Origin of the sequence: Nocardia sp. NPDC049149, assembly GCF_043197455.1 — a bacterium.
In the GTDB taxonomy this organism is placed as follows: domain Bacteria; phylum Actinomycetota; class Actinomycetes; order Mycobacteriales; family Mycobacteriaceae; genus Nocardia.
In genome coordinates this window covers 509,709-535,685 of record NZ_JBICTD010000002.1, presented here as the reverse complement: position 1 = coordinate 535,685, position 25,977 = coordinate 509,709, and the positions used below count along the sequence as shown (strand labels likewise).

Annotated in this window: 25 protein-coding genes; 15 read left to right on the top strand and 10 right to left on the bottom strand. The window is 68.3% G+C overall.

Going from position 1 to position 25,977, the window contains the following annotated elements:
• Positions 1-49 precede the first annotated feature (49 nt).
• Entirely contained in the window at positions 50-487 is a 438-nt protein-coding gene (locus ACGFNJ_RS08160; RefSeq protein WP_393444796.1) for a hypothetical protein, read from the top strand.
• 8 nt (positions 488-495) lie between these two features.
• On the opposite strand, the gene ACGFNJ_RS08155 is transcribed toward ACGFNJ_RS08160, so the two are convergent.
• From ACGFNJ_RS08155 to ACGFNJ_RS08130, 6 genes are read right to left on the bottom strand one after another with little or no spacing between them, the layout of a single operon-like run.
• Complete coding sequence (locus ACGFNJ_RS08155; protein WP_393444794.1) at positions 496-1,194, bottom strand: endonuclease V; 699 nt, start codon at positions 1,192-1,194, stop codon at positions 496-498.
• Positions 1,195-1,208: 14 nt separating this feature from the next.
• Complete coding sequence (locus ACGFNJ_RS08150) at positions 1,209-1,691, bottom strand: GNAT family N-acetyltransferase (RefSeq protein WP_393444792.1); 483 nt, start codon at positions 1,689-1,691, stop codon at positions 1,209-1,211.
• Positions 1,692-1,728: 37 nt separating this feature from the next.
• On the bottom strand, positions 1,729-2,331 hold the full coding sequence (locus ACGFNJ_RS08145; protein ID WP_393444790.1) for an acid phosphatase: 603 nt from the start codon (positions 2,329-2,331) through the stop codon (positions 1,729-1,731).
• A gap of 58 nt (positions 2,332-2,389) precedes the next feature.
• A complete protein-coding gene (locus ACGFNJ_RS08140) occupies positions 2,390-2,896 on the bottom strand; it encodes a nitroreductase/quinone reductase family protein (RefSeq protein WP_393444788.1) in 507 nt (168 codons plus the stop codon).
• 59 nt (positions 2,897-2,955) lie between these two features.
• Positions 2,956-4,191, bottom strand: coding sequence for a PQQ-binding-like beta-propeller repeat protein (locus ACGFNJ_RS08135; protein ID WP_393444786.1), 1,236 nt, complete (start codon positions 4,189-4,191; stop codon positions 2,956-2,958).
• 27 nt (positions 4,192-4,218) lie between these two features.
• Positions 4,219-6,000, bottom strand: coding sequence for a DEAD/DEAH box helicase (locus ACGFNJ_RS08130; RefSeq protein ID WP_393444784.1), 1,782 nt, complete (start codon positions 5,998-6,000; stop codon positions 4,219-4,221).
• A 370-nt stretch (positions 6,001-6,370) separates the two neighbouring features.
• On the opposite strand from ACGFNJ_RS08130, the gene ACGFNJ_RS08125 reads away from it, so the two are divergent.
• The 3 genes from ACGFNJ_RS08125 to ACGFNJ_RS08115 are packed head-to-tail and all read left to right on the top strand — an operon-like array spanning position 6,371 to position 9,107.
• Entirely contained in the window at positions 6,371-7,228 is an 858-nt protein-coding gene (locus ACGFNJ_RS08125; protein WP_393444782.1) for a hypothetical protein, read from the top strand.
• 56 nt (positions 7,229-7,284) lie between these two features.
• Positions 7,285-8,388 (top strand): alpha/beta fold hydrolase, encoded by a 1,104-nt coding sequence (locus ACGFNJ_RS08120; protein ID WP_393444780.1) that lies wholly within the window; start codon positions 7,285-7,287, stop codon positions 8,386-8,388.
• A 29-nt stretch (positions 8,389-8,417) separates the two neighbouring features.
• On the top strand, positions 8,418-9,107 hold the full coding sequence (locus ACGFNJ_RS08115; RefSeq protein ID WP_069163560.1) for a ferritin-like fold-containing protein: 690 nt from the start codon (positions 8,418-8,420) through the stop codon (positions 9,105-9,107).
• Between the two features lie 19 nt (positions 9,108-9,126).
• Here the strand turns inward: ACGFNJ_RS08115 and ACGFNJ_RS08110 are convergent, their stop codons facing one another.
• Positions 9,127-9,963 carry a helix-turn-helix transcriptional regulator gene (locus ACGFNJ_RS08110; RefSeq protein WP_393444777.1) on the bottom strand — a complete coding sequence of 279 codons (837 nt, stop codon included), beginning with the start codon at positions 9,961-9,963 and terminating at the stop codon, positions 9,127-9,129.
• Positions 9,964-10,065: 102 nt separating this feature from the next.
• Here ACGFNJ_RS08110 and ACGFNJ_RS08105 point away from each other — a divergent pair, with 102 nt between their 5' ends.
• Both ACGFNJ_RS08105 and ACGFNJ_RS08100 read left to right on the top strand, forming a co-directional pair.
• Positions 10,066-10,608 (top strand): YceI family protein, encoded by a 543-nt coding sequence (locus tag ACGFNJ_RS08105; protein WP_393444775.1) that lies wholly within the window; start codon positions 10,066-10,068, stop codon positions 10,606-10,608.
• Positions 10,609-10,754: 146 nt separating this feature from the next.
• Positions 10,755-10,982, top strand: a complete 228-nt coding sequence (locus tag ACGFNJ_RS08100; protein ID WP_393444773.1) for a DUF3107 domain-containing protein — start codon at positions 10,755-10,757, stop codon at positions 10,980-10,982.
• 68 nt (positions 10,983-11,050) lie between these two features.
• Here ACGFNJ_RS08100 and ACGFNJ_RS08095 read toward each other — a convergent pair whose 3' ends face one another.
• Positions 11,051-11,707, bottom strand: a complete 657-nt coding sequence (locus ACGFNJ_RS08095) for a TetR/AcrR family transcriptional regulator (protein ID WP_069163556.1) — start codon at positions 11,705-11,707, stop codon at positions 11,051-11,053.
• A gap of 555 nt (positions 11,708-12,262) precedes the next feature.
• Here ACGFNJ_RS08095 and ACGFNJ_RS08090 point away from each other — a divergent pair.
• The 3 genes from ACGFNJ_RS08090 to ACGFNJ_RS08080 all read left to right on the top strand — a co-directional run bounded on the left by ACGFNJ_RS08090 (position 12,263) and on the right by ACGFNJ_RS08080 (position 15,492).
• Positions 12,263-13,249 (top strand): DUF3152 domain-containing protein, encoded by a 987-nt coding sequence (locus ACGFNJ_RS08090; protein WP_393445897.1) that lies wholly within the window; start codon positions 12,263-12,265, stop codon positions 13,247-13,249.
• A 96-nt stretch (positions 13,250-13,345) separates the two neighbouring features.
• A complete protein-coding gene (gene moeZ, locus ACGFNJ_RS08085) occupies positions 13,346-14,530 on the top strand; it encodes an adenylyltransferase/sulfurtransferase MoeZ (RefSeq protein WP_069163555.1) in 1,185 nt (394 codons plus the stop codon).
• Positions 14,531-14,637: 107 nt separating this feature from the next.
• A complete protein-coding gene (locus ACGFNJ_RS08080) occupies positions 14,638-15,492 on the top strand; it encodes a TIGR02569 family protein (RefSeq protein ID WP_393444769.1) in 855 nt (284 codons plus the stop codon).
• A 22-nt stretch (positions 15,493-15,514) separates the two neighbouring features.
• On the opposite strand, the gene ACGFNJ_RS08075 is transcribed toward ACGFNJ_RS08080, so the two are convergent.
• Both ACGFNJ_RS08075 and ACGFNJ_RS08070 read right to left on the bottom strand, forming a co-directional pair.
• Complete coding sequence (locus ACGFNJ_RS08075) at positions 15,515-17,017, bottom strand: MFS transporter (RefSeq protein WP_393444767.1); 1,503 nt, start codon at positions 17,015-17,017, stop codon at positions 15,515-15,517.
• Between the two features lie 212 nt (positions 17,018-17,229).
• Complete coding sequence (locus ACGFNJ_RS08070; protein ID WP_069163552.1) at positions 17,230-17,901, bottom strand: FadR/GntR family transcriptional regulator; 672 nt, start codon at positions 17,899-17,901, stop codon at positions 17,230-17,232.
• 65 nt (positions 17,902-17,966) lie between these two features.
• On the opposite strand from ACGFNJ_RS08070, the gene ACGFNJ_RS08065 reads away from it, so the two are divergent.
• From ACGFNJ_RS08065 to ACGFNJ_RS08040, 6 genes are all read left to right on the top strand, one after another.
• Entirely contained in the window at positions 17,967-19,223 is a 1,257-nt protein-coding gene (locus tag ACGFNJ_RS08065) for an MFS transporter (RefSeq protein WP_393444764.1), read from the top strand.
• Between the two features lie 255 nt (positions 19,224-19,478).
• Positions 19,479-20,933, top strand: a complete 1,455-nt coding sequence (locus ACGFNJ_RS08060; RefSeq protein WP_393445895.1) for a nitrate/nitrite transporter — start codon at positions 19,479-19,481, stop codon at positions 20,931-20,933.
• A 27-nt stretch (positions 20,934-20,960) separates the two neighbouring features.
• The gene (gene nirB, locus ACGFNJ_RS08055; RefSeq protein ID WP_393444762.1) at positions 20,961-23,513 is read left to right on the top strand and encodes a nitrite reductase large subunit NirB; all 2,553 of its coding nucleotides are present in this window, start codon (positions 20,961-20,963) and stop codon (positions 23,511-23,513) included.
• A 64-nt stretch (positions 23,514-23,577) separates the two neighbouring features.
• Complete coding sequence (gene nirD, locus ACGFNJ_RS08050; RefSeq protein WP_393444759.1) at positions 23,578-23,979, top strand: nitrite reductase small subunit NirD; 402 nt, start codon at positions 23,578-23,580, stop codon at positions 23,977-23,979.
• 4 nt (positions 23,980-23,983) lie between these two features.
• Positions 23,984-25,207 (top strand): uroporphyrinogen-III synthase, encoded by a 1,224-nt coding sequence (locus ACGFNJ_RS08045; RefSeq protein ID WP_393444757.1) that lies wholly within the window; start codon positions 23,984-23,986, stop codon positions 25,205-25,207.
• A complete protein-coding gene (locus ACGFNJ_RS08040) occupies positions 25,204-25,962 on the top strand; it encodes a sirohydrochlorin chelatase (RefSeq protein ID WP_393444755.1) in 759 nt (252 codons plus the stop codon). Before ACGFNJ_RS08045 ends, ACGFNJ_RS08040 begins: the two co-directional genes overlap by 4 nt.
• Positions 25,963-25,977 lie beyond the last annotated feature (15 nt).

Sequence of the window (25,977 nt, the reverse complement as noted above, 5' to 3'; positions counted from 1 at the left end):
CGGACCCGCCAGCAGCCACCGTCACTACAGCGGGTCGTAGGCTTGCCGGGTGGCTGAACGAGGCAAGGATGGCGGTTCCGGTGGCGTGCCGACGACGGTCCGTGGCGCAGGCGGATTGGTGACACTGGAGGGTGCGGTCGCCGTCACCGTTGCGCTGGTGTTGATCATGCGCGGGCTGCTCGGTCACGATCAATCCGCGACGAGCGGGTACGGCACCGCAGCGTGGTTCGGCATCCTCGGCGGCGGCGTGCTCGCCGCGGGCATCGGCCTGTTGTTCGGAAAGCGTTGGGGCCGAGCGATCGCCGTCATCGCACAACTGCTGCTGCTTCCGGTGGCATGGTCGCTGCTCACCGACTCGCATCAGCCGGTGTTCGGCACGCTGCTCGCCGTCGTTGCCGTCGGCGCGCTGGTGCTGCTGTTCGCCCCGCCGTCCACCCGCTGGATGGCCGAGGACTACGGCGTCGATCCCGGCGCCACCCGCGAGTGACGCTGCGCTCAGGCGCCGTTGACCACGGCGCCGCCGGTGCGTAGCGCGGCGCGGCAGAGCGCGTCGGCCCGGCGCGTGGTCTCCGGGAGCCGGTAGCGCGGCGTCAGGGCGAGCACCTGAGCGCACGCGGTGTCCAGGTCGATGCGATGGCCGACCGAGACGAAGACCGGCTTCACGCCCGCCCTGGTGCGCAGCGCGCTGCCGACCACCTCGCCGTCGATGGTGACGTCGGTGCGTGCGCCGCGTTCCGGGCCGGGTTCGAGATAGTCGCCCCACACGGATTTGGCGACGCCGATCGTCGGAACGCCGGTCAGCACGCCGATGTGGCAGGCAAGGCCGAGGCGCCGTGGATGCGCCAAACCCTGTGCGTCACACACCAAGAGATCTGGTGCGGTGCGGAGTCGCTCCAGCACCTGCATGGTCGTCGGCAGCTCGCGGAACGCGAGCAGCCCTGGGTAGTACGGGAACTCCGAGAAGCCGTGGGCGACCGCCGAATCGACGGTTTCCAGCGTCTGCGCCCGCACGACGACGGCGGCCGCGGCGACCGCGCCGGTGTCGGCATAGGCGCAGTCGAGTCCGGCGATGGTCCTGAATTCCTGTGCCCGCGTGGTGGTTTCCACCTTGGGGCGCAGTTCGTCCTGGATCGCCATTGCCTCGTCCGGCGTGGTGGGCCAGGTGAGTTCGTCGATGTGTCCGAGCCAAGTCATTGTGGGTGAACTTACTACGCTTCCTTGGCGAGGGTGTCCAGGGCCGAGCCGGTGAGCCGATAGCCGACCCACTCGTCTTGCACTGCGGCGCCGAGGGATTCGTAGAAATCGATCGAGGGCTTGTTCCAGGTGAGCACGGCCCAGGAGAGCCTGCTGTAGCCGTTGTCGACCGCCTCCTTCGCCAGCGCGGCGAGCAGCGCCTTGCCGTAGCCCTTGCCGCGGGTCTCCGGCTTGACGTAGAGATCCTCCAGGTAGATGCCGTGCACGCCGTCCCAGGTGGAGAAGTTGAGGAACCAGATCGCGCAGCCGACCAGCGCGTCGCCCTCGGCCACCACGTGCGCGAAGACCTTTGCGGCCGGGCCGAACAGCGCGGTCTCCAATTGTGCGGCGGTGACCGTGCACTCGTCGCTCGCCTTCTCGTACTCGGCGAGATCGTGGATGAGGTCGACCAGGCCCGGCACGTCGGCGGGGACGGCGCGGCGTAGTTCTGCAGTCACGGGTAGCTCCATTGCGGTGGGTAACTCGAGCGGGAAATCAGCTGGTGGTGATGGGAACGAGGTTGTGCGCCAGGACGGTTCGCGTCTCGTGTTCGTAACCGAGCACGGTAAGCGCGCCGGTCGACATGGCGAATCGGCGGCCCTCCCTGATATCGAATTCGGCCCAGCGGGCGATCAACGCCCTGGAGAAGTGCCCGTGCCCGACGAGGACGATATCCCGTTGCGGCAGAACGGGTTCCACCGAATCGAGGACGCGATCCGCACGGGCCCGCACCGCATCGGCGGACTCGCCCCCAGGCACGGTACCGGTCCAAATGGTCCAGCCCGGCGCGGATTCGCGGATCTCGGGAGTGGTCAGGCCCTCGTAGTCGCCGTAGTCCCATTCCGCCAGGTCGGCATCGACCGTGGCGGCGGTGAGCCCGGCCAGCTCCGCGGTGCGCATGGCCCGGCTGCGCGGGCTGGTGAACACCAGCGGGTCGCGCAGCTTCAGCGCGGCGAGCAGCGGCCCCGCGGCACGCGCCTGATCCTCGCCGTGCTCGGTGAGGGGCAGATCGCTGCGGCCGGTGTGCTTGTGCTGAGTGGACCAGGTGGTTTCCCCGTGTCGAAGCAGCACCAGTCGGGCATCGTCGAGGGCGGACATGAATCCATCATGGTTCACCGGGGCCGAACTGTGCCGTCCGGCCCCGCGGCATCGCCGATCAGCTCGGCTGGTCCAGGGTCAGCACCACCAGCGGAATCGGGAGTTCGACCTTGGCCTGGAAGTCGGCGAGGAACGGGTTGTTCGTCAGCGCCCAGTTCGCGAATTCGTCGTACTCCGCGCCCGCGAGCACGTGCGCGGTGCCGCGATAGGTCGAGCCCGCCAGCTCGATGGTGACCTGCGGGTTCACCGTGACGTTGTGATACCAGGCCGGGTACTTGTTCTCGATGAACGAGCTCAGGTAGAGGGTGTCGTCGCGGCGAAGCACGCCGAGCGGAACCGTGCGCGGCTTGCCGCTCTTGGCCCCGGTGGTGGTCAACAGCAGCAGCTCGGCGCCCGCGTAGGAGCCGCCGACCTTGCCGTCGTTGCTGCGGAATTCCTCGATGACGCCGTCGTTCCAGTTCGCCAGGTCTGCCTCGGAGAAGTCCTGGTTCCACGGTGCGTCCGGGTCGTCATACGACGTGACGGTCGGCGTCGATTCCGCTGCCGAGGGCTCAGTTTCACTCATGCCCGCAGTGTGCCGCACGGCACCGACAAATCAAGCCGGTCTTCCCACGGGTGGGGTGCTCAGCCGAGCGCGTAGAGCTCGGTGCCGCGTTGCTCGAGAATCGTCGTGCCGAGCACCGCGAGCGAGATGGGCGCGCCGGTGTAATCGGTGCGGTTCACCGGGATGCGGGCGACCTCGCCACCGGATGCCGGATCGAGGACCGCGAGCGCACCCGGCGTCGGCATGAGCAGCTTGCCTGCCATCGCGGCGGGGGAGCCGAGCGCGCTGGCCGCGGTCCAGAGCGGATCGAAGGTGCTGCCGTTCAAAGCGATCAGGCTGTTGCCGGTGAAAACCAGGTAGGCCGAACCGATTCGGGTGGTCGTCGACTTGTCGCTCAGCGGTGCCGAAAGCTGGTGCACCACAATCGGATTGCCGGTGGCGTCGAAGACTGCCAGCCGCGGCGACGTCGCCTCGGCGCCTGCGGCGGCCGGTGTGCCGGGCAGGTAGACCACGATCCTGTTGTCCGACACCGCGAGCACCCGCGCATTGGTGGAATCCGTTCCAGGACCGGACAATACGTGCGAGCCGTACTCCTCGGGCACCGTGTTGTCCTTCGGTGCGGGATTCAGCACGGTGAGCCGGTCGGCCGTGTCCTCTGGGCAGCGTTCCAGCACTGCGAGCCGGGAGGGGCTCGAGCCCGACGACAGCAGCGCACAGCCTTTGCGCGGTTGGGTTTTCACGTTCACCGGCGCGTCGACGAACCCGTACTCGATGGTGCGCACCAGGTCCGAACGCCACATCTCCAGTCGCTTCGGCCCCTGCGCCAGCATGTAGGTGCCGTCGACCGACAACCGCACGGACGGGTCCATGTAGCTGGTGCGCGCGGTGCGCCTGGCTCCGCTGTCACCGGCCAGCAGCGTCGCCTGACTGCACCCGCGCTGATCGAGGTACACCGCGACCACGGTCGCCGCCTGGCTCTCGAGCCCGCAGAGCGGCAGGTCGCGCCGATAGCGCCACAGCTCGTTGCCGGTGCGCGGATCATGGCCGATCACCGTGCCTTCGGCGCCGGTGAGCACGACGCCCGCCGCGGTCAACGCTCTGGCGGCCGCCGGATCCGGCGCGTGCCACAGCTCGCGCAGTGCGGTCGGCAGCTGGTCGGCCGCGACCGGAGTCGGCACGGGCGCGGCCGCGGTGACGGATTCGGTGCTGTTGGCATCGCTACGCGCCCACACCACCACCGCCGCGATCACCACGAGTACGGCGATCGCGGCAGCGGAGACGACATCGGCGCGCGTTCGCCGCTCGGGTGCGAGCACGATTGCGAGAGTAACGGATCCGGTCGGTCAGACCGAAGCCGTGGCGGGCTCCACCGCGACGCTGCTGCTCTCGGCGACGCCGTCGCCTGCGGGCTTGCGGCGCCGCCGCCTGCGCCGGGCAGGCTGATCGGCCGCGTCGGCGGCCTCGGCGTCGCCGTCGTCGGAAGCGGTTTCCGCAGAATCGGATCCGTTGTCGGACTCGCCTGCGGGCTTGCGCCGCCTGCTCCGCCTGCGCCGAGCGGGCTTGTCCCCGTTCTCGTCCGCGTCGTCGGCGGGATGCGTGCCGTTGTGCTGCGCGTCGGCGCCGTTGGACCCGGCGTCGTCGGTGCCGTTGGACCCGGCGTCGGCGCCGTCCCCGTGCACCGCGGCCTCGTCGATCGGCCTGCCGCGCACGGTCCGCTTGCGGTTGCGCTTACGCGGTGCCCGCGCCGGACGTTCCACCACGACCGCGTCCTCGTCCCGCTCCGCGGGCTTGGCCTTGCGGACGGTGCCGGTGACACCCTCGGGAATGCCGAGTTCGGCGAACAGGTGCGGCGACCGCGAGTAGGTCTCCACCGGTTCCGGGATGCCGAGGTTGAGCGCCTTGTCGATGCCCGCCCAGCGGTTCAGCTCGTCCCAGTCGATCAGCGTCACCGCGATACCGGTGCGCCCGGCCCGGCCGGTGCGCCCGATCCGGTGCACGTAGGTCTTCTCGTCCTCGGGGCACTGGTAGTTGATGACGTGGGTGATGTCGTCGATGTCGATGCCACGCGCCGCGACGTCGGTCGCGACGAGCACATCGATGGCGCCCTTGCGGAACTTGGTGAGCGCCTTCTCGCGGGCGATCTGACCGAGGTCACCGTGCACGGCGCCGACCGAGAAGCCGCGCTCGGCCAGATCGTCGGCGACCTTCTGCGCGGTGCGCTTGGTCCTGGTGAAGATCATGGTGGCGCCGCGACCCTCGGCCTGCAAGATCTTGGCGATCAGCTCGCTCTTGTCCAGCGCGTGTGCGCGGTAGACGAACTGCGCGGTGCGGTCGTGCACGGCGGAATCGTGCGGTTCCTCGGCCCTGATGTGCGTCGGGCGGGTCAGGAACGTGCGGGCCAGCGTGATGATCGGGCCAGGCATGGTCGCGGAGAACAGCATGGTCTGGCGCTTGTCCGGGACCATGGTGAGGATGCGCTCGATATCGGGCAGGAAGCCGAGGTCGAGCATCTCGTCGGCCTCGTCGAGCACGAGCACGCCGATCTTGCCGAGGATCAGATGGTTCTGGTTCGCCAGATCGAGCAGGCGGCCCGGCGTGCCGACGACGACGTCGACGCCGGTGCGCAGCGCCGCGATCTGTGACTCGTAGGGGCGGCCACCGTAGATCGAGGCCACCTTCAGCGAGCCCTGGTGGTTGCTCAGGTACTTGCCCGCGTTCTCCAGGTCGCTGGTGACCTGGATGCACAGCTCGCGGGTCGGCACGATGACCAGTGCCCGCGGGGTGCCGTCCAGCGGCGTCGTCCCGGTGTCGGCGGTGGCGATGCGATGCAGCAGCGGCACGCCGAAGCCGAAGGTCTTGCCCATGCCGGTGCGTGCCTGGCCGATGAGATCCTCACCGGCGAGCGCGAGCGGCAGGGTGAGTTCCTGAATAGCGAAAGTACGTTCGATGCCGATCTCGTCGAGCGCGCGGACGATTTCGTCGCGAACTCCTAATTCGGCAAATGTGGGTGCGGTATGTGTTGCGTCCAGTTCGGCGGTCAACAGCGTCTCCGCCACCCCGGGTTCCTGTTCGACGGTGATCTTGCTCAGGTTCGTGCCTTCCTCGTAATCGCGTCCCGCGCGCACGAGGTGGGGCGGACCGGCCGGCCCGCGACGACCACGTCTCCGCCTGTGATACTCACCCGGCCACGCTCTGGATGTCGTCGGGTGCGGCGATCGGAGCGCAGCTACCTCGGGAGACATCGGCGCGGCGCACTGGTGATGCGGAGCTGGTGCGCGCACATTTTCCTGAACGACGAATCCGCTGCTCGAAAGGCCGATCTGTCGGTACCGCAGCGCGGTGCTCGCATAGATCTGGCAACTCGGTCGAGCGAAAATTTTCGTTGTCCGCTGCGATTGTAGCGTGATATTGTGCGCCACTCGAATTGCACCGCCGATTATTCGAAATCCCATCTCCGGTATCCGCGCGCCCGTTCATCGACGTACGCTGCGCGACATGGCAATTCATCCCGCGCGGCAAATCTGGACGACCCTGGAGCCACTACATGACGTGGTCTATTTCGGGACCGGTGTCAAGGAGGCGGGCGTCGCGATCGGGCTGCGCGGTTACTGGCAAACATACTTCGCATTTCGGGCCGCACCGCTCGGTCCGGTGACCCCTGCCACAGTGCTGGCGACCTTCGCCGGTTTTCACCAGGAAATGATCAACAAGGCGCTACCCGAGGCGTGGTCGCGCGCCACGCCGCAGCAGTGTCTGGATGTCCGGCTCGACCTGTCCACCGCGTTGCTCCGTGGCCTCGGGGCCGGCGACGCGGAATGTGCGCGCGCGGTCGAGTTGCTTGTTCCGGTGCAGGAGGCCGCGGATCCGACCGGACGGCCGCTCTTCGCGGCGAATGCGGCACTGCCGTTGTCCGCGGATCCGGTCGGCGCGTTGTGGCAGCTCTGCGCCTCGTTGCGCGAGCACCGCGGCGACGGGCACATCGCCGCGCTGGTGACGCACGGACTTACCGGCCGCCACGCGATGATCATGCAGGTCGCGGCGGGCAAGGTCGCGGAGTCGGTGATGCGGCGGGCGCGGGGGCTTTCCGAACAGGAGTGGTCCGACGCGTTCGACGACCTGCGGGCCAGGGGATTGGTGCGCGGCGAATCGACCAATCCGGCGCTGACCAACAGCGGCGGCGAATTGCTGGAGCGGGTGGAGGCGAGCACCGATGCGGCGGCCTGGAACGGCGGACTTGCCGTGCTGTCTGCCGATGCCGTCACCGAGCTGACGACCTCGCTCGAGCCGCTGGTCAAGCGGGTGTACGCCGAGGTCGTGCCGCCGATGAACCCGGTCGCGATGGGGAAGCGGTAGCGGCAAAGCGGGCCTTGCCTGTTACCGCCGGTACCGAGATGTGAGACATTCTCGGGGTGAACATCGCGGACACTGTCACGATCGCCGCCCGCAACGCGTGGGCGCTGACCTTCGGCCCCGGCGTCGAAGCTCCCGACCCGACCCCGTCGACGGTGCTGTGGGACGAACCGCACCGGCAACTGCGTCGCTTCGAGCAGCGCGCGGCAGGCCGCGGCGCCGGCCGGTCCGGATTCGACACCGCAACCGCCGCAACGGATTCCGCGGTGCTGCTGGTGCCGCCGCTCGCCGCGCCCGCCAGCTGCTTCGATCTGCGCCGCGACCAGAGCATGGCCGGGTTCCTGCTGGAGACGGGTCGCACGCCCTATGTCATCGACTACGGCGACATCACCTACGGCGATCGGGGCATGGGCTTCGAGGAGTGGATCGACGAGATCCTGCCCGAGGCGGTGCTGCGCAGCTCCGCCGATCAGGACGGCAAGCCGGTCGATCTGGTCGGCTGGTCGCTGGGCGGCACCCTCGCATTGCTCACCGCCGCCGCGCATCCCGAACTGCCGGTCCGCTCCATCACCGCCGTCGGCGCACCGCTGGACTACGACAAGCTCGCCGGGATCCCGCAATTGCGTGCGGCCGCGAAACTCACCGGCGGCCTCGGGATGTCGACGCTCATCCGGGCAACGGGCGGGGTGCCAGCGCCGCTGACCCGCTTCGCCTACAAGGTCACCGCCTGGGATCGCGAGCTCAAACGTCCGTGGTTCATCGCAAACAACATCACCAGCACCGAGACGCTGGCGCGGATGGAGTCGATCGATCGGTTCATGGCCGAGATGCCCGGCTACCCCGGTCGTTTCTACGATCAGCTGTGGCGTCGCATGATCCTGAACAACGACATCGGCAAGGGCGTCGTGCAGCTCGGCGACCGGCACATCGAGCTGGCCCAGGTGAGTGCCCCGGTGCTGCTGGTCGGCGGCCCCTCGGACGTGATCGCCCCGGCCGCCGCCGTCGAGGCGGGCACCCGCACCCTCACCGGCGCCGCGACGGTGCGGTACGAAACCGCGCCGGGCAGCCACCTCGGCATCCTCACCGGACCCGAGGCCCGCGCGACCACATGGGCATACCTGGACAAGTTCTTGGCGGAGGCGAATTCTCACACGGCTCTCTAGGCAGCAAGACCTGGTACTAGGGTGGAGGCATGGGAGCACAGTCACCTGCCGCGCTGGGTGTTTCGTCGACCGACTCCATCCCCGCCGACCATCCTGGGGTCATAGAACTGTTCGCGGTGCTCGCCTATGGCGAGATCTCGGCGTTCTATCGGCTGGCCGAGGAAGCGAAGCTGTCGCCGACCCTGCGGGGCAAGGTCGCGGTCGCCAAGATGGCCTCCGCTGAAATGGAACACTTCAAGGCGCTCGAGTCGGCACTGGCCGATCGCGGCGTCGACATCTTCGACGCGATGGCGCCGTTCGTGCGGGCGCTGGATGCTTACCACGCCTCCACCGATCCCTCGACCTGGCTCGAGTCGATGGTGAAGTTCTACGTCGGTGACGGCATCGCCGCTGACTTCTACACCGAGATCGCCGGCGCGCTTGCTCCCGAGGTCGCCGAGGTGGTCCGGGACGTGCTCGCCGAGACCAGCCACTCCGAGTTCGTGGTCGAAGAGGTGCGCCGCGCGGTCGAGGAGAGTCGCTCCGAGCGCGACCGGCTCACCCTGTGGGGTAGGCGGCTGCTCGGCGAGGCGATCACGCAGGCGCAGTACGTGATGGCGCAGCGCGACGAGCTGACCGAGCTGGTGCTCAGCGCCACCGGCGACCTGAACGGGATTGCCGCGCTGTTCGAGCGCATGCAGGCCAGCCACGCCGAGCGCATGGCCAAGCTGGGTATCTAGACCTGCTTGGACTCCAGCACTATTCGTTGACCGCGGTGGACCGGACCAGGCGCAGACCCTGCGTCTGGACCTGGGCCTGATCAACGAGCCAGACGACGATGCTCTGATCGCGGTCGGCTTCCAGTGTTTCGAACGGCACCGCGACTTGGCCGTGCTCCGGATGGTCGATATGCAGCATCCCCGAGGCGGGCGCGCCGACCTGATGGGGCTTCCAGCGCTCGGCGAAGGCGGGGTACTTGCGCAGCGCATCGATGGTTTCCAGCAGCGAATCATCGCCTGGCCACCGTGATTTGGCGCGCAAGAGCGCCGCGGCGAACAGATCCGCGGCCTCGGACCAGTTGCGCAGCATGGTGCGCGCCGTCGGATCGACGAAGGTGTACCAGGCCAGATTCGGCTGGCCCTCGGTGCCGAGCAGGCCGATGGGTGCGGCGAAGTCGGCCCATGCGGTGTTCCAGCCGAGCACGTTGAGTCGCCTGCCGACCACGAAGGCGGGGGTCGGCTGCAAGGCGTGCAGGATCGACTGGATCGTCTCTGCGATCTGCTCCTCGGCGGATTCACTACCGGGGCACTGGGATTCGTTGCCCGAGGCCAGGGCGAGCAGGCTGAAGTGGTGTCGCTGTTTGCCGCGAAGCAAGAGCGCGTCGGCGAGCGCGTCGACCACCGCCACCGAGGGATTGGTGTCGCGGCCCTGTTCCAGGCGCGCCAGGTAGTCGGCGCTGACGCCGGCTCGGACGGCGACCTCCTCGCGGCGCAGTCCGGGGGTCCGGCGACGCCTGCCTTCCGGCATGCCGACGTCGCCCGGCCGGAGTTCGGCCCTGCGCGCGATCAGGAACTCCGCGAATCCGTTGGTTGCCATGGGCTCCATCGTGCCGCTTCCTAGGAGGCTTAGCCTCGCCCTGTCAGGTCCAGGATAACGGCGGTCTGGTTAACGGACCACGGTCCGGTCATTGTGGTTGGCATGACAACTTCCTCCGAAACCACCACGTCGCTGAAGGCAGGCTCCTGGGCGCTCGACACCGCGCACTCCTCGGTCGCCTTCACCATTCGCCACCTCGGCATCTCCAAGGTGCGCGGCGGCTTCACCAAGTTCGAGACCGAATTCGTGGTCGACGAGTCCGGCGCCGCTCAGCTCGGCGCGACCATCTACCTCGACTCGTTCGACACCGGCAACGCCGACCGTGACGCGCACATCCGCACCGCGGACTTCCTCGACGTCGCCAACCGGCCGACGCTGACCTTCCGCGCCACCGAGCCGGTGCAGGTCGGCGAGAGCTTCGAGGTCGAGGGCGAGGCCACGCTCGGCGGCGTCACCAAGCCGGTCACCCTCGACGTCGAATGGGGCGGCGTGCAGGAGTTCGGCGCGACCGGCGACCGCCACGCCGGATTCTCCGCCACCGGCACCATCAAGCGCACCGACTTCGGCGTCGGCGGCCCGCTGCCCGGCATGCTGAGCGACAAGGTCAACATCGAGCTCGAGATCCAGCTGATCGAGCCCAAGTAAACGGTGCTCGCGCGACAGGCCTGCACAGCGGCGTGCGGGCCTTTCCTGTGTTCGCTGAGGGCGCAGGTAGCCGTCTGTCCGCTGTGTGTTTCCCTGCACTAGCCTTTATCGAGACAGCACAGGACTCTTACGTTCGGAGGTTGGCCGTGGAGGTCAAGATCGGTATTTCGGATAGCCCGCGCGAGCTCTTGATCAACAGCTCACAGACCCCGGATGAGGTCGAGGCGCTGGTGTCCGATGCGCTGAACGGCAGCGGCGGCGTCGTCTCCCTGACCGACGACAAGGGCCGCAAGTTCCTGATCCAGGCATCGAAGGTCGCCTACGTCGAGATCGGCACCGTAACCGCGGGCCGCGTCGGCTTCGCCACTGTTTAGACACACCCGGCCGAACAGCAACGAGCCCCTGCCTCCTCGGGAGGCAGGGGCTCGTTCGCGTTCTTGCGTCAGTCGATCGGGTGCAGCGGGACGTGCGACAGACCGCCCCAGGCAAGCGACACCGTCGTGTCGACGGCCTCTTCCTTCGGGATGGGCCGGTCCGCCTCGAGCCAGTAACGCGCGGTGAACTGGCTCGCACCGACCAGGCCGACCGCGAGGATGCGGGCCCGGTACGGGTCGAGGCCGGAGTCGTGGGCGACCAGATCGAAGACCGCGTCCACACAGGCCTCGGTGGCCTGCTCGACCCGGCGCTGCACCTGCGGCTCGCTGGTGAGGTCGGATTCGAAGACGAGCCGGAAGCCCTGCATCTCGTTGTCGACGAAATCGAAGTAGGCCTGCACGGCGGCCCGTACCCGCTGGCGGTTGTCGGTGGTCGACCGCAGCGCCTGCCGGACGCTGGAGACCAGCATGTCCACGTAGTTCTGCAGCACCGCCAGATACAGCTCCAGCTTGCTGGTGAAGTGTTGGTACAGCACCGGCTTGCTCACGCCTGCGCACTGTGAGATCTCGTCCATACCGGCGGCGTGATAGCCACGCTGCACGAATACTTCGCTGGCCGCCGCGAGTAGCTGCTGACGTCGCTCGTCACGCGGAAGCCGGGTGCCGCGTTTGGCGGGCTCGGACGACGATCTGCGGGACGCCATCCGGTCCACGAGGTCAGTCATTTCGGCTCTCCCAGTTGATTCCCCGGCAAGGGGTATGCACCGGGTATCCCAAGAACGATACTCGGTTGTTGCCGACCACTAGACCCGGGCGTGAGAAGTCATTCGGGGCGGTGAGAAATGTCGCACCTGAGGGCGGTGCGGGCGTGCCCGACAGCGCCGCTCGGCCGCTGTGAGAACCTGGTGTCCGTGAAGGACCGACGGGAAGGGCCGTCCGGCGGTGGGCGCGACTCGCGCCGCCGTGCTGGTCCCGGCGCGCCCGGTTCCGTAGTGTCAGACCCCGTGGCAAGGTCCGGCCCGGAGATACGTCGGGGCGCAGCCGCCCGTACCGGCGCTGCGTCGCGGTTCGATGCCGACGACCCGCTCCGATCCGACGACGGCTTCGACCCGGACGGCGAACTCGGTAGCGACAGCTATGCCGCCGCCGACGGATTCACCACCGAGGAGCGCCGCGCCCGCCCACGTCCCGGTGCTACTACCCGGCCGAGGCGCGGTGCGAATCACCATGACGGACAGCTTGATTCGGACGGGGTGCGGCGCGATCACAACGGCGTCGAGATCTATGACCCGCTCGGCCTCTACGGTCAGTCCGACCGCTCCCACCAACCGCTGCGCGCCAGTTGGGATCCCACCGCCGCAGCCGAGGGCAGAGACCGGGGCCGCCCCGACCGCAGCGTCAAAAAGCAAAGCGCCCTCGGCCGATTCGTCTCGACCTACGGCTGGCGGGCCTACGCGCTGCCTGTCCTGTTCGTCGTCACCGTGCTGGTGGTCATCGATGCGGTGCGCGGCAGCGATCCGTCGACCGCCGCCGGCACCGCGCCCGGCTTGGGACATTTGAGCCCGCGGGCCGCGAACTCGGGCATCATCGGCGCACCACCCGGCGACGGCCACTTTCCCACCGACCTGCCGACCGGCGCGCTGCCAGACGGCGGCCCCTACGCCGAAAGCGGCTCGGGCTCTTGGCATGTGGTGCCCGGCGGCACCGCGCAGGTCGGGACGGGCACCGACACCGTGTTCCGCTACACCGTGGAGATCGAGGACGGCGTCGACACGACCGCGTTCGGCGGCGATCAGTCGGTGGCGAAGCTGGTCGACTCCACCCTGGCCAACCCGAAGAGCTGGACCCAGGATCAGAAGTTCGCCTTCCGCCGAGTCGACCAGGGCGACACCGAGTTCCGCATCTCGCTCACTTCCCGCAAGACCGGCCGCGAGGCCTGCGGTTTCGAGATCCCGATCGACTCGTCCTGCTACAACGCCGATCTCGGCCGAGTGGTGCTCTCCGAGGTCCGCTGGGTCCGCGGCGCGATCGCGTTCGAGGGCGACATCGGCTCCTACCGGCAGTACCAGATCAACCACGAGGTCGGCCACGCCATCGGCTACCACCAGCACCAGCCGTGCGAGACCGACGGCGGCCTCGCCCCGGTGATGATGCAGCAGACCTTCGGCATCAAGAACAACGACATCGCCGCGCTCGAGCCGGGCGGTGCCGTGCCGATGGACGGCAAGCGATGTCGCTTCAACCCGTGGCCGTACCCCCGCGGCTGACGCGGCGACCGGTGCGCGACGATAGGTCGGGAAGAACGGTCTGGTCGCGGATGTTGCACAACGAGATCGACCCATTCGATGCGAGGAGTCCTGGACGTGTCATCACCTAAGTCCCTGCCGCCGCTGGTCGAGCCTGCCGCGGAGCTGACCAAGGACGAGGTGGCCCGCTACAGCCGCCACCTGATCATTCCCGATCTCGGCGTGGACGGACAGAAGCGGCTGAAGAACGCCAAGGTGCTGGTCATCGGTGCGGGTGGGCTCGGCTCTCCGGCGCTGCTCTACCTGGCCGCCGCGGGCGTCGGCACCCTCGGCATCGTCGAGTTCGACGAGGTCGATGCTTCGAATCTGCAGCGTCAGATCATCCACGGCGAGTCCGATATCGGGCGGCCGAAGGCCGACAGCGCGCGCGACTCGATCCTGGAGATCAACTCCGGCATCGACGTCCGGCTGCACAAGCTGCGCCTGGAGCCGGAGAACGCGGTCGAGCTGTTCGCCGAGTACGACCTGATCGTGGACGGCACCGACAACTTCGCCACCCGCTACCTCGTCAACGACGCGGCGGTGCTGGCGGGCAAGCCCTACGTGTGGGGCTCCATTTACCGCTTCGAGGGCCAGGTTTCGGTCTTCTGGGAGGACGCGCCGGACGGGCGCGGCATCAACTACCGCGACCTCTACCCGGAGGCGCCGCCGCCGGGCATGGTCCCGTCGTGCGCCGAGGGCGGCGTGCTCGGCGTGCTGTGCGCGTCCATCGGCTCGGTCATGGTGACCGAGGCGATCAAGCTGATCACCGGCATCGGCGAGCCGCTGCTCGGTCGGCTGATGGTGTACGACGCACTGGACATGAACTACCGGACCATCAAGCTGCGCCGCGACCCGGAACGGCAGCCGATCACCGAACTGATCGACTACGAAGCGTTCTGCGGTGTGGTGTCCGAGGAGGGCCAGGCCGCCGCGGCGGGCTCGACCGTGACCGCGCGCGAGCTGAAGGAGCTGCTCGACGCGGGCAAGGAGATCGAGCTGATCGACGTGCGTGAGCCCGTCGAGTGGGACATCGTGCACATCGATGGCGCCAAGCTGATCCCGAAGGACCGCATCCTGTCCGGCGAGGCGCTGGCCGAACTGCCGCAGAACCGTCCGATCGTGTTGCACTGCAAGACCGGTGTCCGTTCCGCCGAGGCCCTCGCCGCGCTGAAGCGCGCAGGCTTCGCCGATGCCACGCACCTGCAGGGCGGTGTGATCGCCTGGGCTCGCCAGGTCGACCCCTCGCTGCCGGTCTACTGACGGTCCGCGGCGGCTGACGGACGCTTGGTGACCCCAGCCTGACCGGCGGGGGTTGCGCATCGGCGCGGCGTCCTGTACAGCGTCCACCCCGGCGGTACGGTACGGCCGTGACTTCTGTGGAACCTCCCGAGCACGTGCGTGCCACGTTCGGTCTGCGCGAAGTGACACCGGTTACCTTGGGCGACTGGGAAGGTGGCTGGCGTTTCGGGGACGTGGTGCTCAGCCCGGTCGCCGATCATGCACGGGCCGCGTGGTCGGCCAAGGTGCGCGAGACGCTGAAGGTGGACGGGCTGCGCCTGGCCCGCCCGGTGCGCGCGACCGACGGCCGCTACGTGGTGTCCGGCTGGCGCGCCGACACCTATCTCGAGGGTGTCCCGGAACCGAGGCACGACGAAGTGGTTTCGGTGTCGCTGCGCCTGCATCAGGCCACGGCGCACCTCGAACGACCCCGATTCCTGGTGCAGCCGCCGGTCGCGCCGTGGGTCGATGTGGACGTGTTCGTCGCGGCGGACCGGGCCGCCTGGGAGGCGGTGCCGCTGCGCAGCCTGCGCGCGGGTGGGGCGGCTCAGCCGTCGCAGTCGCCGGACGGTCTGCGCAGCATGGAGCTCATCGGTCAGCTGGCCACGTTGCGCAAGCCGGTGCAGACGCCCGCCCAGCTGGTGCACGGCGATCTGTTCGGAACCGTGTTATTCGCAGGGGTTTTCACGCCGGGGCTCACCGACATCACGCCGTATTGGCGGCCTGCGCCGTGGGCGGCCGGAGTGATCGTGGTCGACGCGCTGGCGTGGGGCGGCGCCGACGACGGGCTGCTGGAGCGCTGGCGGGATCTGCCGGAGTGGCCGCAGATGTTGTTGCGCGCGGTCATGTTCCGGCTCGCGGTGCACGCGCTGCACCCGCGTTCGACACCGGAGGCGTTCCCCGGCTTGGCCCGCACGGCGGACATGGTCCGCCTGCTGCTGTAGGCCGGGGAACGCGCTGCGGCGGTTACACGTTCGCGTAGGCCAGGGACGGCGAGCGACCGATCGCGAACGAGGACCGCAGGTAGAACCACCAGGTTGCGGCACCCATGAGCAGGAACGCCACCGCGTAGGCCCAGAACGCGGGCGCCATCGAGTGGTAGTTGATGTTGGACAGCCGCAGCGCCTGCTGCAACAGCCACCCGCCCGCGGCGCCCACCGCACCGATCACACCGATCGCGGCGCCTGCCTGTCGCCGGGCCGAGGCGGCCGACTCACTCTGGCTCAGGCCGTGTTCCGCGGCGTACTTCTTGGTTTCGGCGCTGAAGATGGTCGGGATCATCCGATAGGTCGAGCCGTTGCCGATGCCGGCGAGCACGAACAGCAGCAGGAACGAGATCAGGTACAGCGGGAAGCTCTTCAGCTCCAGCCCGGCCATGATCAACGCGACCGACACGGCCATGCCGCCGAACACATAGAGGGTGATCTTGGCGCCACCGACCTTGTCCGACACCCAGCCGCCGAACGGACGGCTGACCGAGCCGACCAGCGCGCCGAGGAAGGCCAGGTTGCCGAGCGTGGTGATCCAGCCGATCTTGGTCAGCTCGGGGAAGTTGGCCTTGATCAACGTCGGGAAGGCGAAGGAGAACCCGATGAACGAGCCGAAGGTGCCGATGTAGAGCACGGCCATCACCCAGGTGTGCACGTTGGTCAGCGCCAGCTTGTAGGAACGACCGTCGGACTTGGCATTCGACACGCTGTCCATGTAGCGCAGCGCACCGAAGGCCGCGACGAGGATGAACGGCACCCAGACCAGGATGGCCAGCGTGAGCCCGAAGCGGTAGCCGGCGGGGTCCTTGGCGGTGAGATGCGTGCCGAAGGTGATCAACAGCGGCAGCACCAGTTGAGTCTGCGCGACACCGAGATTGCCGCCTGCCGCGTTGATGCCGAGCGCGGCGCCCTTCTTGCCGTCGGGGAAGAAGAAGTTGATGTTGGCCATCGAGGAGGAGAAGTTGCCGCCGCCGACACCGGCCAGCGCGGCCAGGATCATGAAGACCCACATCGGCGTGCCCGGCTGGTTGATGAAGTACGCCAGCCCGAGCGTCGGGATCAGCAGTAGCCCAGCGCTGAACGTGGTGAACGCCCGCCCGCCGAACTTGGGGATGGCGAAGGTGTACGGGATGCGCAGCGCGGCGCCGACCAGGGTCGGGGTCGACGACAGCAGCAGCGCGTTGCTCACCGCGGTCGGATCGCCCTTGCCGAGCCCGGCCAGGAAGCCGAAGCCCGCGGCGCCCATGCTGGTGACGACGGTGCCCCAGAGCACCCAGACGGCGAAGCCGAGGTTTTCCGCGAACACCGAGAAGATCAGGTTCTTGCGCGCGGTCTTGTCACCGCCCGCTGCCCAGAACGCCGGGTTGTCCGGCTCCCAGTGCTCGAGCCAGCGCCCCCGCAGCTGATGGACGAAAGTCGGTGATTGCGTTGATGCTTCGTTCGGTGGGTTCGACGGGGTGCCGGTGGCGATGGCAGTCATCGGCTTCCTCTCACTTCAGCTCGACTGCCCTCATCGCGGCACGGTGGCCACAGGCTCGGTCGAGTTGCCTGGTTATGGTCGATTCATAACCTAGGGAGGAGTTGTTGCCGCGCTATGGCTCTCGGTGAAGTTCCCGGCAATTCCGACTCACACGCTGGGCAGTCGACGTGTGACGACTTGGTTACCCTGCTGTTCGATGCCGCGAATGACGCCTATCGCTGGTCTGGGTATTCGGCGATCAGCGAGTTGAGGAAGCAGCTCGCCGCCGACGCGGCCCGCTCGGGGTCGCCGTCGATCACCGCGTGCACCAATTCGGCGTGCTCCTCGGGGTACGAGTCGTCGGACTTCAATGTCCGTGCCCGGATCACCTGTTCGATGATGGGCAGCAGCGAATCGTAGAACTCGAGGTAGACGGCGTTGTGGCTGGCGACAACGATGGCGCGATGCAGCTCGACGTCGGCCTCGATGGCGGCCGGGTTGTCGTCGTCGTAGGCCTTGTCCCGCTCGGCGAGCAGTTGCAGCAGGTTCGCGATATCGCCGTCGTCGCGGCGGCGCGCGGCCAGCGCGGCGGCCGTGGTGTCGAGGGCGAGCCGCAGTTCGAGGACGTCGCGCTCTTCGGCATCGGCGAAGTATTTACCGAGTGTGCCTCCCAGGTCGGAGGAGGCGATCACGTAGGTTCCCGAGCCTTGCCTTCGCTCGAGCATCCCCGCGTGCACGAGGGCTTGAACGGCCTCGCGCACGGTGTTTCGACCCGTCCCGGTCAGCTCGGTGAGCTCGGGTTCGGTGGGGATGCGAGAGCCGATCGGCCAACGGCTGGAACGTATTTCGGCACGCAGCTGCTCGGTGACCTGGGCAATGAGGCTGGTGCGCCGGACTGGTTGCACTGACCTAGAGTACCGCTCATCACAAATCGTTGCCTCCTATCATCCGGTCATCCTATGATTTCGCAGTGACTGCAACCCTCCAGGAAACTCAGCAACGGCCGGAATCCGCACTGGTCGAGCAGCGTCGACGCGCGCTGATCGAGGGTCGTCTGCTCGTGCTCGCAGCCATCCTGATGTCGGCACTCACCCTGCGTGTCGCGGTCACCGCATTCAGCCCGCTTGCCGAACGGATCGGCGCCGACGTCGGCTACGGCACGGCCGTTGTCGGTGTCTTCGGCATGATCCCGACCGCGATGTTCGCGCTGTCCGGCGTGCTGACCCCGCTGTTCGTCGGGCGGCTCGGCCTGGAACGCACCGCGCTGGCGGCCATGCTCATGGCAGGCACCGGCATGCTGGTCCGGGTGCTGCTGAACGGCACCGCCGAACTCCTCGTCTTCTCCGCCCTCGCCCTTGCCGGCATGGGCATCGGCAACGTGGTGATCCCGCCGCTGGTCAAGCGGTACTTCGCCGACCGGCTCGCGGTGGTCAGCTCGCTGTACATCGTGATGGTGCAGCTCGGCACGGTGGTGCCCGCGTTCGTCGCGGTGCCGGTCGCCGACGCGCACGGCTGGCGAATCTCCTTGGGGCTGTGGTCGATCCTCAGCTTCGCGGCCGTGCTGCCGTGGCTCGGGGTGCTGCGCGACCGGCGTGGTCGCGATCGCGAGGACACCACCGCGCTGCCTGCCGACAAGCCGCGGGACGGGCAGGTGTGGCGTTCGCCGCTCGCCTGGGGCATGGCAGGCATGTTCGGCATGACGTCGTTGATCACCTATGCCATGTTCACCTGGCTGCCCAAGATCCTCAGCGACGCCGGAGCAAGCGCGAGCTTCGGCGGCTCGATGACCGGTCTGTTCGCGGTCGTCGGCCTGGCCGCCGCGTTCATCGCACCCACCGTGGTCGCGCGATTCCGCAATCCCTTCTTCATCGTGGTCGGCTGCGCGGCGTTCTTCGTCGCTGCCTTCGTCGGGCTGCTCGTTGCCCCCATGAGCGCGCCCATTCTGTGGGTGGTGCTGCTCGGCATCGGTCCGAGCACCTTCCCGATGGGGCTGACGCTGATCAACCTGCGCACCAACACCTCGGGTGGTTCCGCGGCGCTGTCCGGGTTCACCCAGGGCGTCGGCTACGCGGTCGCCTGCGTCGGACCGCTGCTGTTCGGCGTGCTGCACTCGCTGACCGACGGCTGGCTCGCGCCGTTCGCGCTGCTCGGCGTCGCGGTGCTGGTGCTGCTCGCCGGCGCCTGGCAGGCATGCAAGCCGCGGATGCTGGAAGACACCTGGGGATAACCACGCTCGAGTTGCGGGCCGGTGGCGGTGTGGCCATGCTGTACGTCACACCTCACCGGCCGCTGCCATTCCGGCCAGGCACTCGGTGATCCGCGGAAACCGCTGTGTCACATGCCTGCAACATAAGCGCGTGCTCACCCTCGATCTCGGACACGCGTGAGCAACCGTTGATACGCCGGTCATTTCACGCAGCATTACCGCAATACCCGTTACCTACCGTTGGGCCAACCGGAATTTGGGAGGCCCTTCTTGAGCATGCGCACGCGCAATCGCGATATCGAGCACTGGGATGCCGAAGACGTCACTGCGTGGGAGGCAGGCGGTAAAGACGTCGCCAAGCGCAACCTGGTGTGGTCGGTGTTCGCCGAGCATGTCGGGTTCTCGGTGTGGTCCATCTGGTCGGTGATGGTGCTGTTCATGCCTACCGCCACGTTCGGCATCGACCCGGCGGGCAAGTTCTTTCTCGTCGCGGTGCCGACGTTGGTCGGCGCCATTCTGCGAATTCCGTACACCGTGGCGACCGCGAAATTCGGCGGGCGTAACTGGACCATCTTCAGCGCGCTGCTCCTGCTGATTCCTACGCTGCTCACGCTGTATTTCATCAATCAGCCTGGCACCTCGTACACCACGTTTCTGGTGGTCGCGGCGTTCGCCGGTTTCGGTGGCGGCAACTTCGCCTCCTCGATGACCAACATCAACGCCTTCTACCCGCAGCGGCTCAAGGGCTGGGCACTCGGACTGAACGCGGGCGGCGGCAATATCGGCGTTCCCGCCATCCAACTGGTCGGGCTGCTCGTCATCGCCACCCTCGGCAACGGCTACGCCTCGCTGATCTGCGCCATCTATCTGGTGCTCGTCGCGCTGGCAGGCGTCGGCGCCGCGCTGTACATGGACAACCTGCGCAACCAGAAGGCGGACCTGTCCTCGATGCTGACGGCGTTGAAGGTGCCGCAGTCGTGGGCGGTCGCGTTCCTCTACATCGGCACCTTCGGCTCGTTCATCGGGTACAGCTTCGCCTTCGGCCAGGTGCTGCAGATCAGCTTCAAGGCAGGCGGTGACAGCACGGCGCAGGCCGCGCTGCACGCCGCGCAGATCGCCTTCATCGGGCCGCTGCTCGGCTCGCTGGCCCGGCCCTACGGCGGCAAGTGGGCCGATCGGGTCGGCGGCAGCAGGGTCACCCTGTACATCTTCGCCGCGATGACGGTGGCCGCGGTCGTGGTTGCCGCCGCGAGCACCCTCGGCGACCGCAGCGGCGGCGTGCCGAGCGGGGCGGCCATGATCGCGCTGGTCGCCGGCTTCATCGCGCTGTTCGTGCTGTCCGGCATCGGCAACGGGTCGGTCACCACGATCATCCCTTCGGTCTTCGCCGCGAAGTCCAAGAGCCTCGACGCGAGCCAGGAAGCCAGGGCCGCGTGGGCACAGCACACCTCGGGTGCGCTGATCGGCTTCGTCGGCGCCATCGGCGCGCTCGGCGGGGTGGCCATCAACCTGGTGCTGCGCTCGTCCTACGCCTCGACCGCGTCCGCGACCACCGCGTTCTGGGTGTTCATGGCCTTCTACGTCGCCTGCACGCTGGTCACCTGGGCGGTCTTCCTGCGCAGGCCTGGTCGCCGGGCCGCGTCCGACGTCGTCGTCGCGGCGGAGTCCATGGTGCTGGCCGCTGAGGCCGCGCCACCAAGCCTTTCATCCGTATCCGCGCCCCGCGCCTGACGCCGGCACAGTCAAGGAGGAATGTCGATGAATCCCTCAGTCGATCCGACCGGGCGCAAGACCGCCGTTGTCGTCGGGCACGGCATGGTCGGGCACCGCTTCGTCGAGGCGCTGCGCGCGCGGGACGAGGCAGGTCAGTGGCAGATCGTCGTGCTCAGCGAGGAACTGCTGCCCGCCTATGACCGGGTCGGTCTGTCGTCCTACGTAGGCGCCTGGGACGCAAGCGCTTTGGCGCTGCCTGGCAACGAGTACGCCGACGACGCGCTGGTCGAGCTGCGGCTCGGGCAGCGTGCCGAGACCATCGACCGGGACGCACGCAAGGTGACCACCTCGGCGGGCGACACCCTCGGCTACGACGCGCTGGTGCTTGCCACCGGCTCGTATCCGTTCGTGCCCCCGGTGCCGGGCCACGACCTGCCGGAGTGCTTCGTCTACCGCACCCTCGACGATCTGGACGGGATCAGGGCGACCGCCGAGGCCGCAGGGCCCGGCGCGGTCGGTGTCGTCGTCGGCGGCGGGCTGCTCGGCCTGGAAGCCGCGAATGCCTTGCGGCAGCTCGGTCTTACGCCGCATGTGGTCGAGTACAACGATCGGCTGATGCCCGCGCAGGTGGACGAGGGCGGCGGCGCCATCCTGGAGCGCCTGGTCACCGACCTCGGCCTCACCGTGCACACCGGTGTCGGCACCTCCTCGATCGAGGCGACCGACAGTGGTGTGCGAGTAGGCCTTTCCGACGAATCGGTGATCGACGCGGCGCTGGTCGTGTTCTCCGCAGGCGTCCGGCCGCGTGACCAGATCGCCCGCGACAGCGGACTCGAGGTCGGGCCGCGCGGCGGCATCATCACCGATCTCGGGCTGCAGACCTCCGATCCGAACATCTGGGCCATCGGCGAATGCGCCGCGGTCGAGGGCACCTGCTACGGCCTGGTCGCACCCGGCTACACCACCGCCGAGATCGTCGCGGACCGATTGCTCGGCGGCACCGGCGAATTCCCCGGGGCGGACATGTCGACCAAGCTCAAGCTGCTCGGTGTCGACGTGGCCAGCTTCGGCGACGCGCACGCCACCACCGAGGGCGCGCTGTCGGTGGTGCTGCACGACGCCGCCAAGGGCACTTACGCGAAACTTGTTGTCTCCGATGACGCGCAGATCCTGCTCGGCGGCATCCTGGTCGGCGACGCCACCGCCTACGCCGCGCTGCGGCCGCTGGTCGGGCGGCCGCTGCCCGCCGAGCCCGCCGCGCTGATCTCGCCCGCCGGTGCGGAATTGGGCGCCGACGCACTGCCGGACGACGCGCAGATCTGCTCGTGCAACAACGTGTCGAAGGGCTCGATCTGCGGCGCCATCGCCGACGGCGCCTGCGATATCGCGGGCATCAAGAAGTGCACGTCCGCCGGAACCTCGTGCGGCGGTTGCGTTCCCATGCTCAAGAAGCTGCTGGAGCAGTCCGGTGTCGAGATGTCCAAGGCGCTGTGCGAGCACTTCGGTCAGTCGCGCGCCGAGCTGTTCCAGATCGTCCAGGTCACCGGCATCCGCACCTTCTCCGGCTTGATCGCCAAGTACGGCAAGGGCACTGGCTGCGATATCTGCAAGCCGACGGTCGCCTCGATTCTCGCGTCCACCTCGAGCGAGCACATCCTCGACGGCGAGCAGGCCGCGCTGCAGGACACCAACGACCACTTCCTGGCCAACATGCAGAAGAACGGCACCTATTCGGTGGTGCCGCGGATGCCGGGCGGCGAGGTGACACCCGATCAGCTCATCACCATCGGCCAGATCGCCAAGGACTTCGGCTTGTACGTGAAGGTCACCGGCGGTCAGCGGATCGACCTGTTCGGTGCGCGAGTCGAACAGCTGCCACAGATCTGGCAGCGCCTCGTCGATGTGGGCATGGAATCCGGTCATGCCTACGGCAAGTCGCTGCGCACGGTGAAGAGCTGCGTCGGCTCCACCTGGTGCCGCTACGGCCAGCAGGACTCGGTCGGCATGGCCGTGCTGCTCGAAAAGCGTTATCGCGGACTGCGTTCCCCGCACAAGCTGAAGCTGGCCGTGTCCGGCTGCGCGCGGGAATGCGCCGAGGCGCGCGGCAAGGATGTCGGTGTGATCGCCACCGAGCAAGGCTGGAACCTGTATGTCGGCGGCAATGGCGGACTCACCCCCAAGCATGCGGTGCTGCTCGCCGGCGAACTCGACGACGAGACGCTGATCAAGTACATCGACCGCTATCTGATGTTCTACGTGCGCACCGCAGACCGGCTGCAGCGCACCGCACCATGGCAGGAGGCGCTCGAGGGCGGCATCGACTACCTCAAGCAGGTTGTCTGCGAAGACAGCCTCGGCATCGCCGACGAGCTGGAGGCCGCGATGGCCAAGCATGTCGCCGGTTACCGCGACGAATGGGCGGCGGTGCTGGAGGACGAGGAGAAGCTGTCGCGCTTCGTGTCCTTCGTGAACGCGCCGGAGGAGGCTGACCCGACCATCTCGTTCGACGATTCCGGTGCACGGAAGGTGCCGGTGTTGCTCGGCATGCCGGAAGTTGTCGTCGGGGCCGGGACCAGCACCGCTACGCATGGGAAATGACGGCTTAACCGCACAGAAACAGGACGCCTGTACCAATGGGTAGGGCGTTTGGAGGATGACACCGATGACCGTGATCGATACCCCCGGCATTGCCGCGGCAACCAGCACCGGTTGGACGCAGGCCTGCAGGCTCGACTACCTGATCCCCGGCCGCGGCGTTGCGGTGTTGCTGAACTGTGGCCGTCAGGCCGCCCTATTCTTGCTGGCCGACGGCATGCTGTATGCCGTGGGCAACATCGATCCCTTCGGCCGTGCCGCGGTGATGTCACGCGGCATCGTCGGCGACCGCGGCGGCGTGCCTGTCGTGGCCTCGCCGCTGTTGAAGCAGGCGTTCTCCCTGATCGATGGGCGCTGCCTGGATGACGACTCGGCAGCCTTGCCGGTCTACGCGGTACGCGTCGTCGACGGCGTCGTCGCGGTCTCCAACGAGCCGGTGCCCTCCGCGCTCGCTTCTTCGGATGGGTGAGCGCATGACAACTCTCGACTCGGGCACGACACTGGCCGGGTTCACGGTCGGCATCACCGCGGCCAGGCGCGCCGACGAGCTCGCCACGCTGCTCGTGCGCCGCGGCGCCGACATCGTGTCCGCACCGGCGATCCGGATCATTCCGCTCGCCGACGACACCGAGCTGGAGCGGGTCACCCGCCAGCTGCTCGTCGACCCACCGCGAATCGTGGTGGCCACCACCGGCATCGGCTTCCGCGGCTGGATGGAGGCGGCCGAGGGCTGGGGCATCGCCGAGGAGCTGCGCGCCACCCTGGGCACCACCAGAATGCTGGCCCGCGGCCCGAAAGCCAAGGGCGCCATCCGCGCTGCCGAACTGCGCGAGGAATGGTCGCCCGCGTCGGAATCCTCCGCCGAGGTGCTCGACCATCTGCTCGCCGAGGGCGTGGAAGGTGTGCGGATCGCCGTGCAGCTGCACGGCGCCACCACCGAGTGGGAGCCGGTGCCCGACTTCTGTGAGGTATTGCGCTGTGCCGGTGCGGATGTCGTTCCGGTGCCGGTGTACCGGTGGGTGCCGCCGGAGGATCAGGGGCCGATGGACCAGCTGATCGAGGGCGTCGTCACCTCCAGCCTCGACTGCGTCACCTTCACCAGTGCGCCCGCCGTGGCGTCGATGTTGATCCGCGCCAAGGAAACCGGGCTGCTGGAGGCCGTGCTGCACGCGATGCGCGGGCGGGTGCTCGCCGCCTGTGTCGGGCCGATCACCGCCGCGCCGCTGGAGGAACTCGGGGTGGCCACGTCGATGCCCGGCCGGGCCAGGCTCGGCGCGCTGGCGCGCCACGTCGCCGAGGAATTGCCGCGCCGGGCCAACCGGATCTACGCCGCAGGGCACATCCTGAGCGTGCGCGGCGGCTGCGTGGTCGTCGACGACGAGGTGCGCAAGCTGGCGCCCGCGCCGATGGCGCTGATGCGCTCGCTGGCCAGGCAGCCTGGCCGGGTCGTCTCCAGGGAAGACCTGCTCGCCGCGCTGCCGGGCGGCGGTGACGACACGCATGCGGTGGAAACTGCGATCGCCAGGCTGCGCGCCGGGCTCGGTGCGCCCAAGGCCATCCAAACCGTCGTCAAGCGCGGCTATCGGCTCGCCCTCGACGCCGCGGAATGCATCGACAACAACCCGCGTCCCGAACTGTCCGGCCCGCAAGCCCCCGGTAGGCCGACCCGTTACGTGCAGTCCGTGGAGGCCTGGTGAGTGCTCCCGCCCTGGTGCTGGTGGCGCATGGCACCAGGAGCACCAGGGGCGTCCAAATGATCGCCGCGCTCGCCGAGGCGGTGCACAGGGAGCTCGGCGTCGCGATTTCGGGGCGCGACGCCGAGTCACCTGAATTACCGGCCGTCCGAACCGCTTTCGTCGACGTGCTGGGTCCTTCCCCGGCCGAGGTGCTGCGCGACCTGACCGATGCGGCCGGGAATGCCGTTCCCGCCGTGGTGGTTCCGGCCTTCTTGGCGTCGGGTTATCACGTTTACCAGGACGTGCCGCGTGAAGTGGCGGAGAGCGCTCACCCCACCGTTGCGGTCACGCCCGCGATGGGGCCGGACCCCGCGCTGGCGCGCATCATGACCATGCGCCTGCGTGCCGCAGGCTGGCGTCCCGGCGACACCGTCGTCCTCGCTGCCGCGGGCTCCTCGGATGCCCGTGCGCGCCAGGACGTCCGCCGCGCCGCCGCCATGCTCACCGAGCACCTGAGGGCAACGGTGCACCTAGCCTACATCGCCACCGGCGCCCCTCGAGTGCCCGAAGTCGTTGCTGCCCTTCGGCATTCCGGCTCGGAGCGGATCTTCATCGCCTCCTATCTGTTGGCGCACGGTCTGTTCCACCAACGCCTGCACGAAGCAGGCGCCGACGGCGTCGCCGAACCCATCGGCGTCCACCCTGCGGTGGTTCGGCTCATCGTCGATCGCTATCGCACCGCGGCGCGGGAACTGGTGCAGCTCCGCGCCCGCTGAGCCGTCCCGACCATG

Coding starts and splice junctions, on each gene's coding strand:
- ACGFNJ_RS08155 (WP_393444794.1), bottom strand. CDS start 1,194: ATGACTTGGCTCGGACACATCGACGAACTCACCTGGCCCACCACGCCG.
- ACGFNJ_RS08105 (WP_393444775.1), top strand. CDS start 10,066: ATGACAACTTCCTCCGAAACCACCACGTCGCTGAAGGCAGGCTCCTGG.
- ACGFNJ_RS08095 (WP_069163556.1), bottom strand. CDS start 11,707: ATGACTGACCTCGTGGACCGGATGGCGTCCCGCAGATCGTCGTCCGAG.
- ACGFNJ_RS08075 (WP_393444767.1), bottom strand. CDS start 17,017: ATGACTGCCATCGCCACCGGCACCCCGTCGAACCCACCGAACGAAGCA.
- ACGFNJ_RS08140 (WP_393444788.1), bottom strand. CDS start 2,896: ATGAGTGAAACTGAGCCCTCGGCAGCGGAATCGACGCCGACCGTCACG.
- ACGFNJ_RS08125 (WP_393444782.1), top strand. CDS start 6,371: ATGGCAATTCATCCCGCGCGGCAAATCTGGACGACCCTGGAGCCACTA.
- nirB (WP_393444762.1), top strand. CDS start 20,961: ATGAATCCCTCAGTCGATCCGACCGGGCGCAAGACCGCCGTTGTCGTC.
- ACGFNJ_RS08145 (WP_393444790.1), bottom strand. CDS start 2,331: ATGTCCGCCCTCGACGATGCCCGACTGGTGCTGCTTCGACACGGGGAA.
- ACGFNJ_RS08045 (WP_393444757.1), top strand. CDS start 23,984: ATGACAACTCTCGACTCGGGCACGACACTGGCCGGGTTCACGGTCGGC.
- nirD (WP_393444759.1), top strand. CDS start 23,578: ATGACCGTGATCGATACCCCCGGCATTGCCGCGGCAACCAGCACCGGT.
- ACGFNJ_RS08060 (WP_393445895.1), top strand. CDS start 19,479: ATGCGCACGCGCAATCGCGATATCGAGCACTGGGATGCCGAAGACGTC.
- ACGFNJ_RS08115 (WP_069163560.1), top strand. CDS start 8,418: ATGGGAGCACAGTCACCTGCCGCGCTGGGTGTTTCGTCGACCGACTCC.
- ACGFNJ_RS08110 (WP_393444777.1), bottom strand. CDS start 9,963: ATGGCAACCAACGGATTCGCGGAGTTCCTGATCGCGCGCAGGGCCGAA.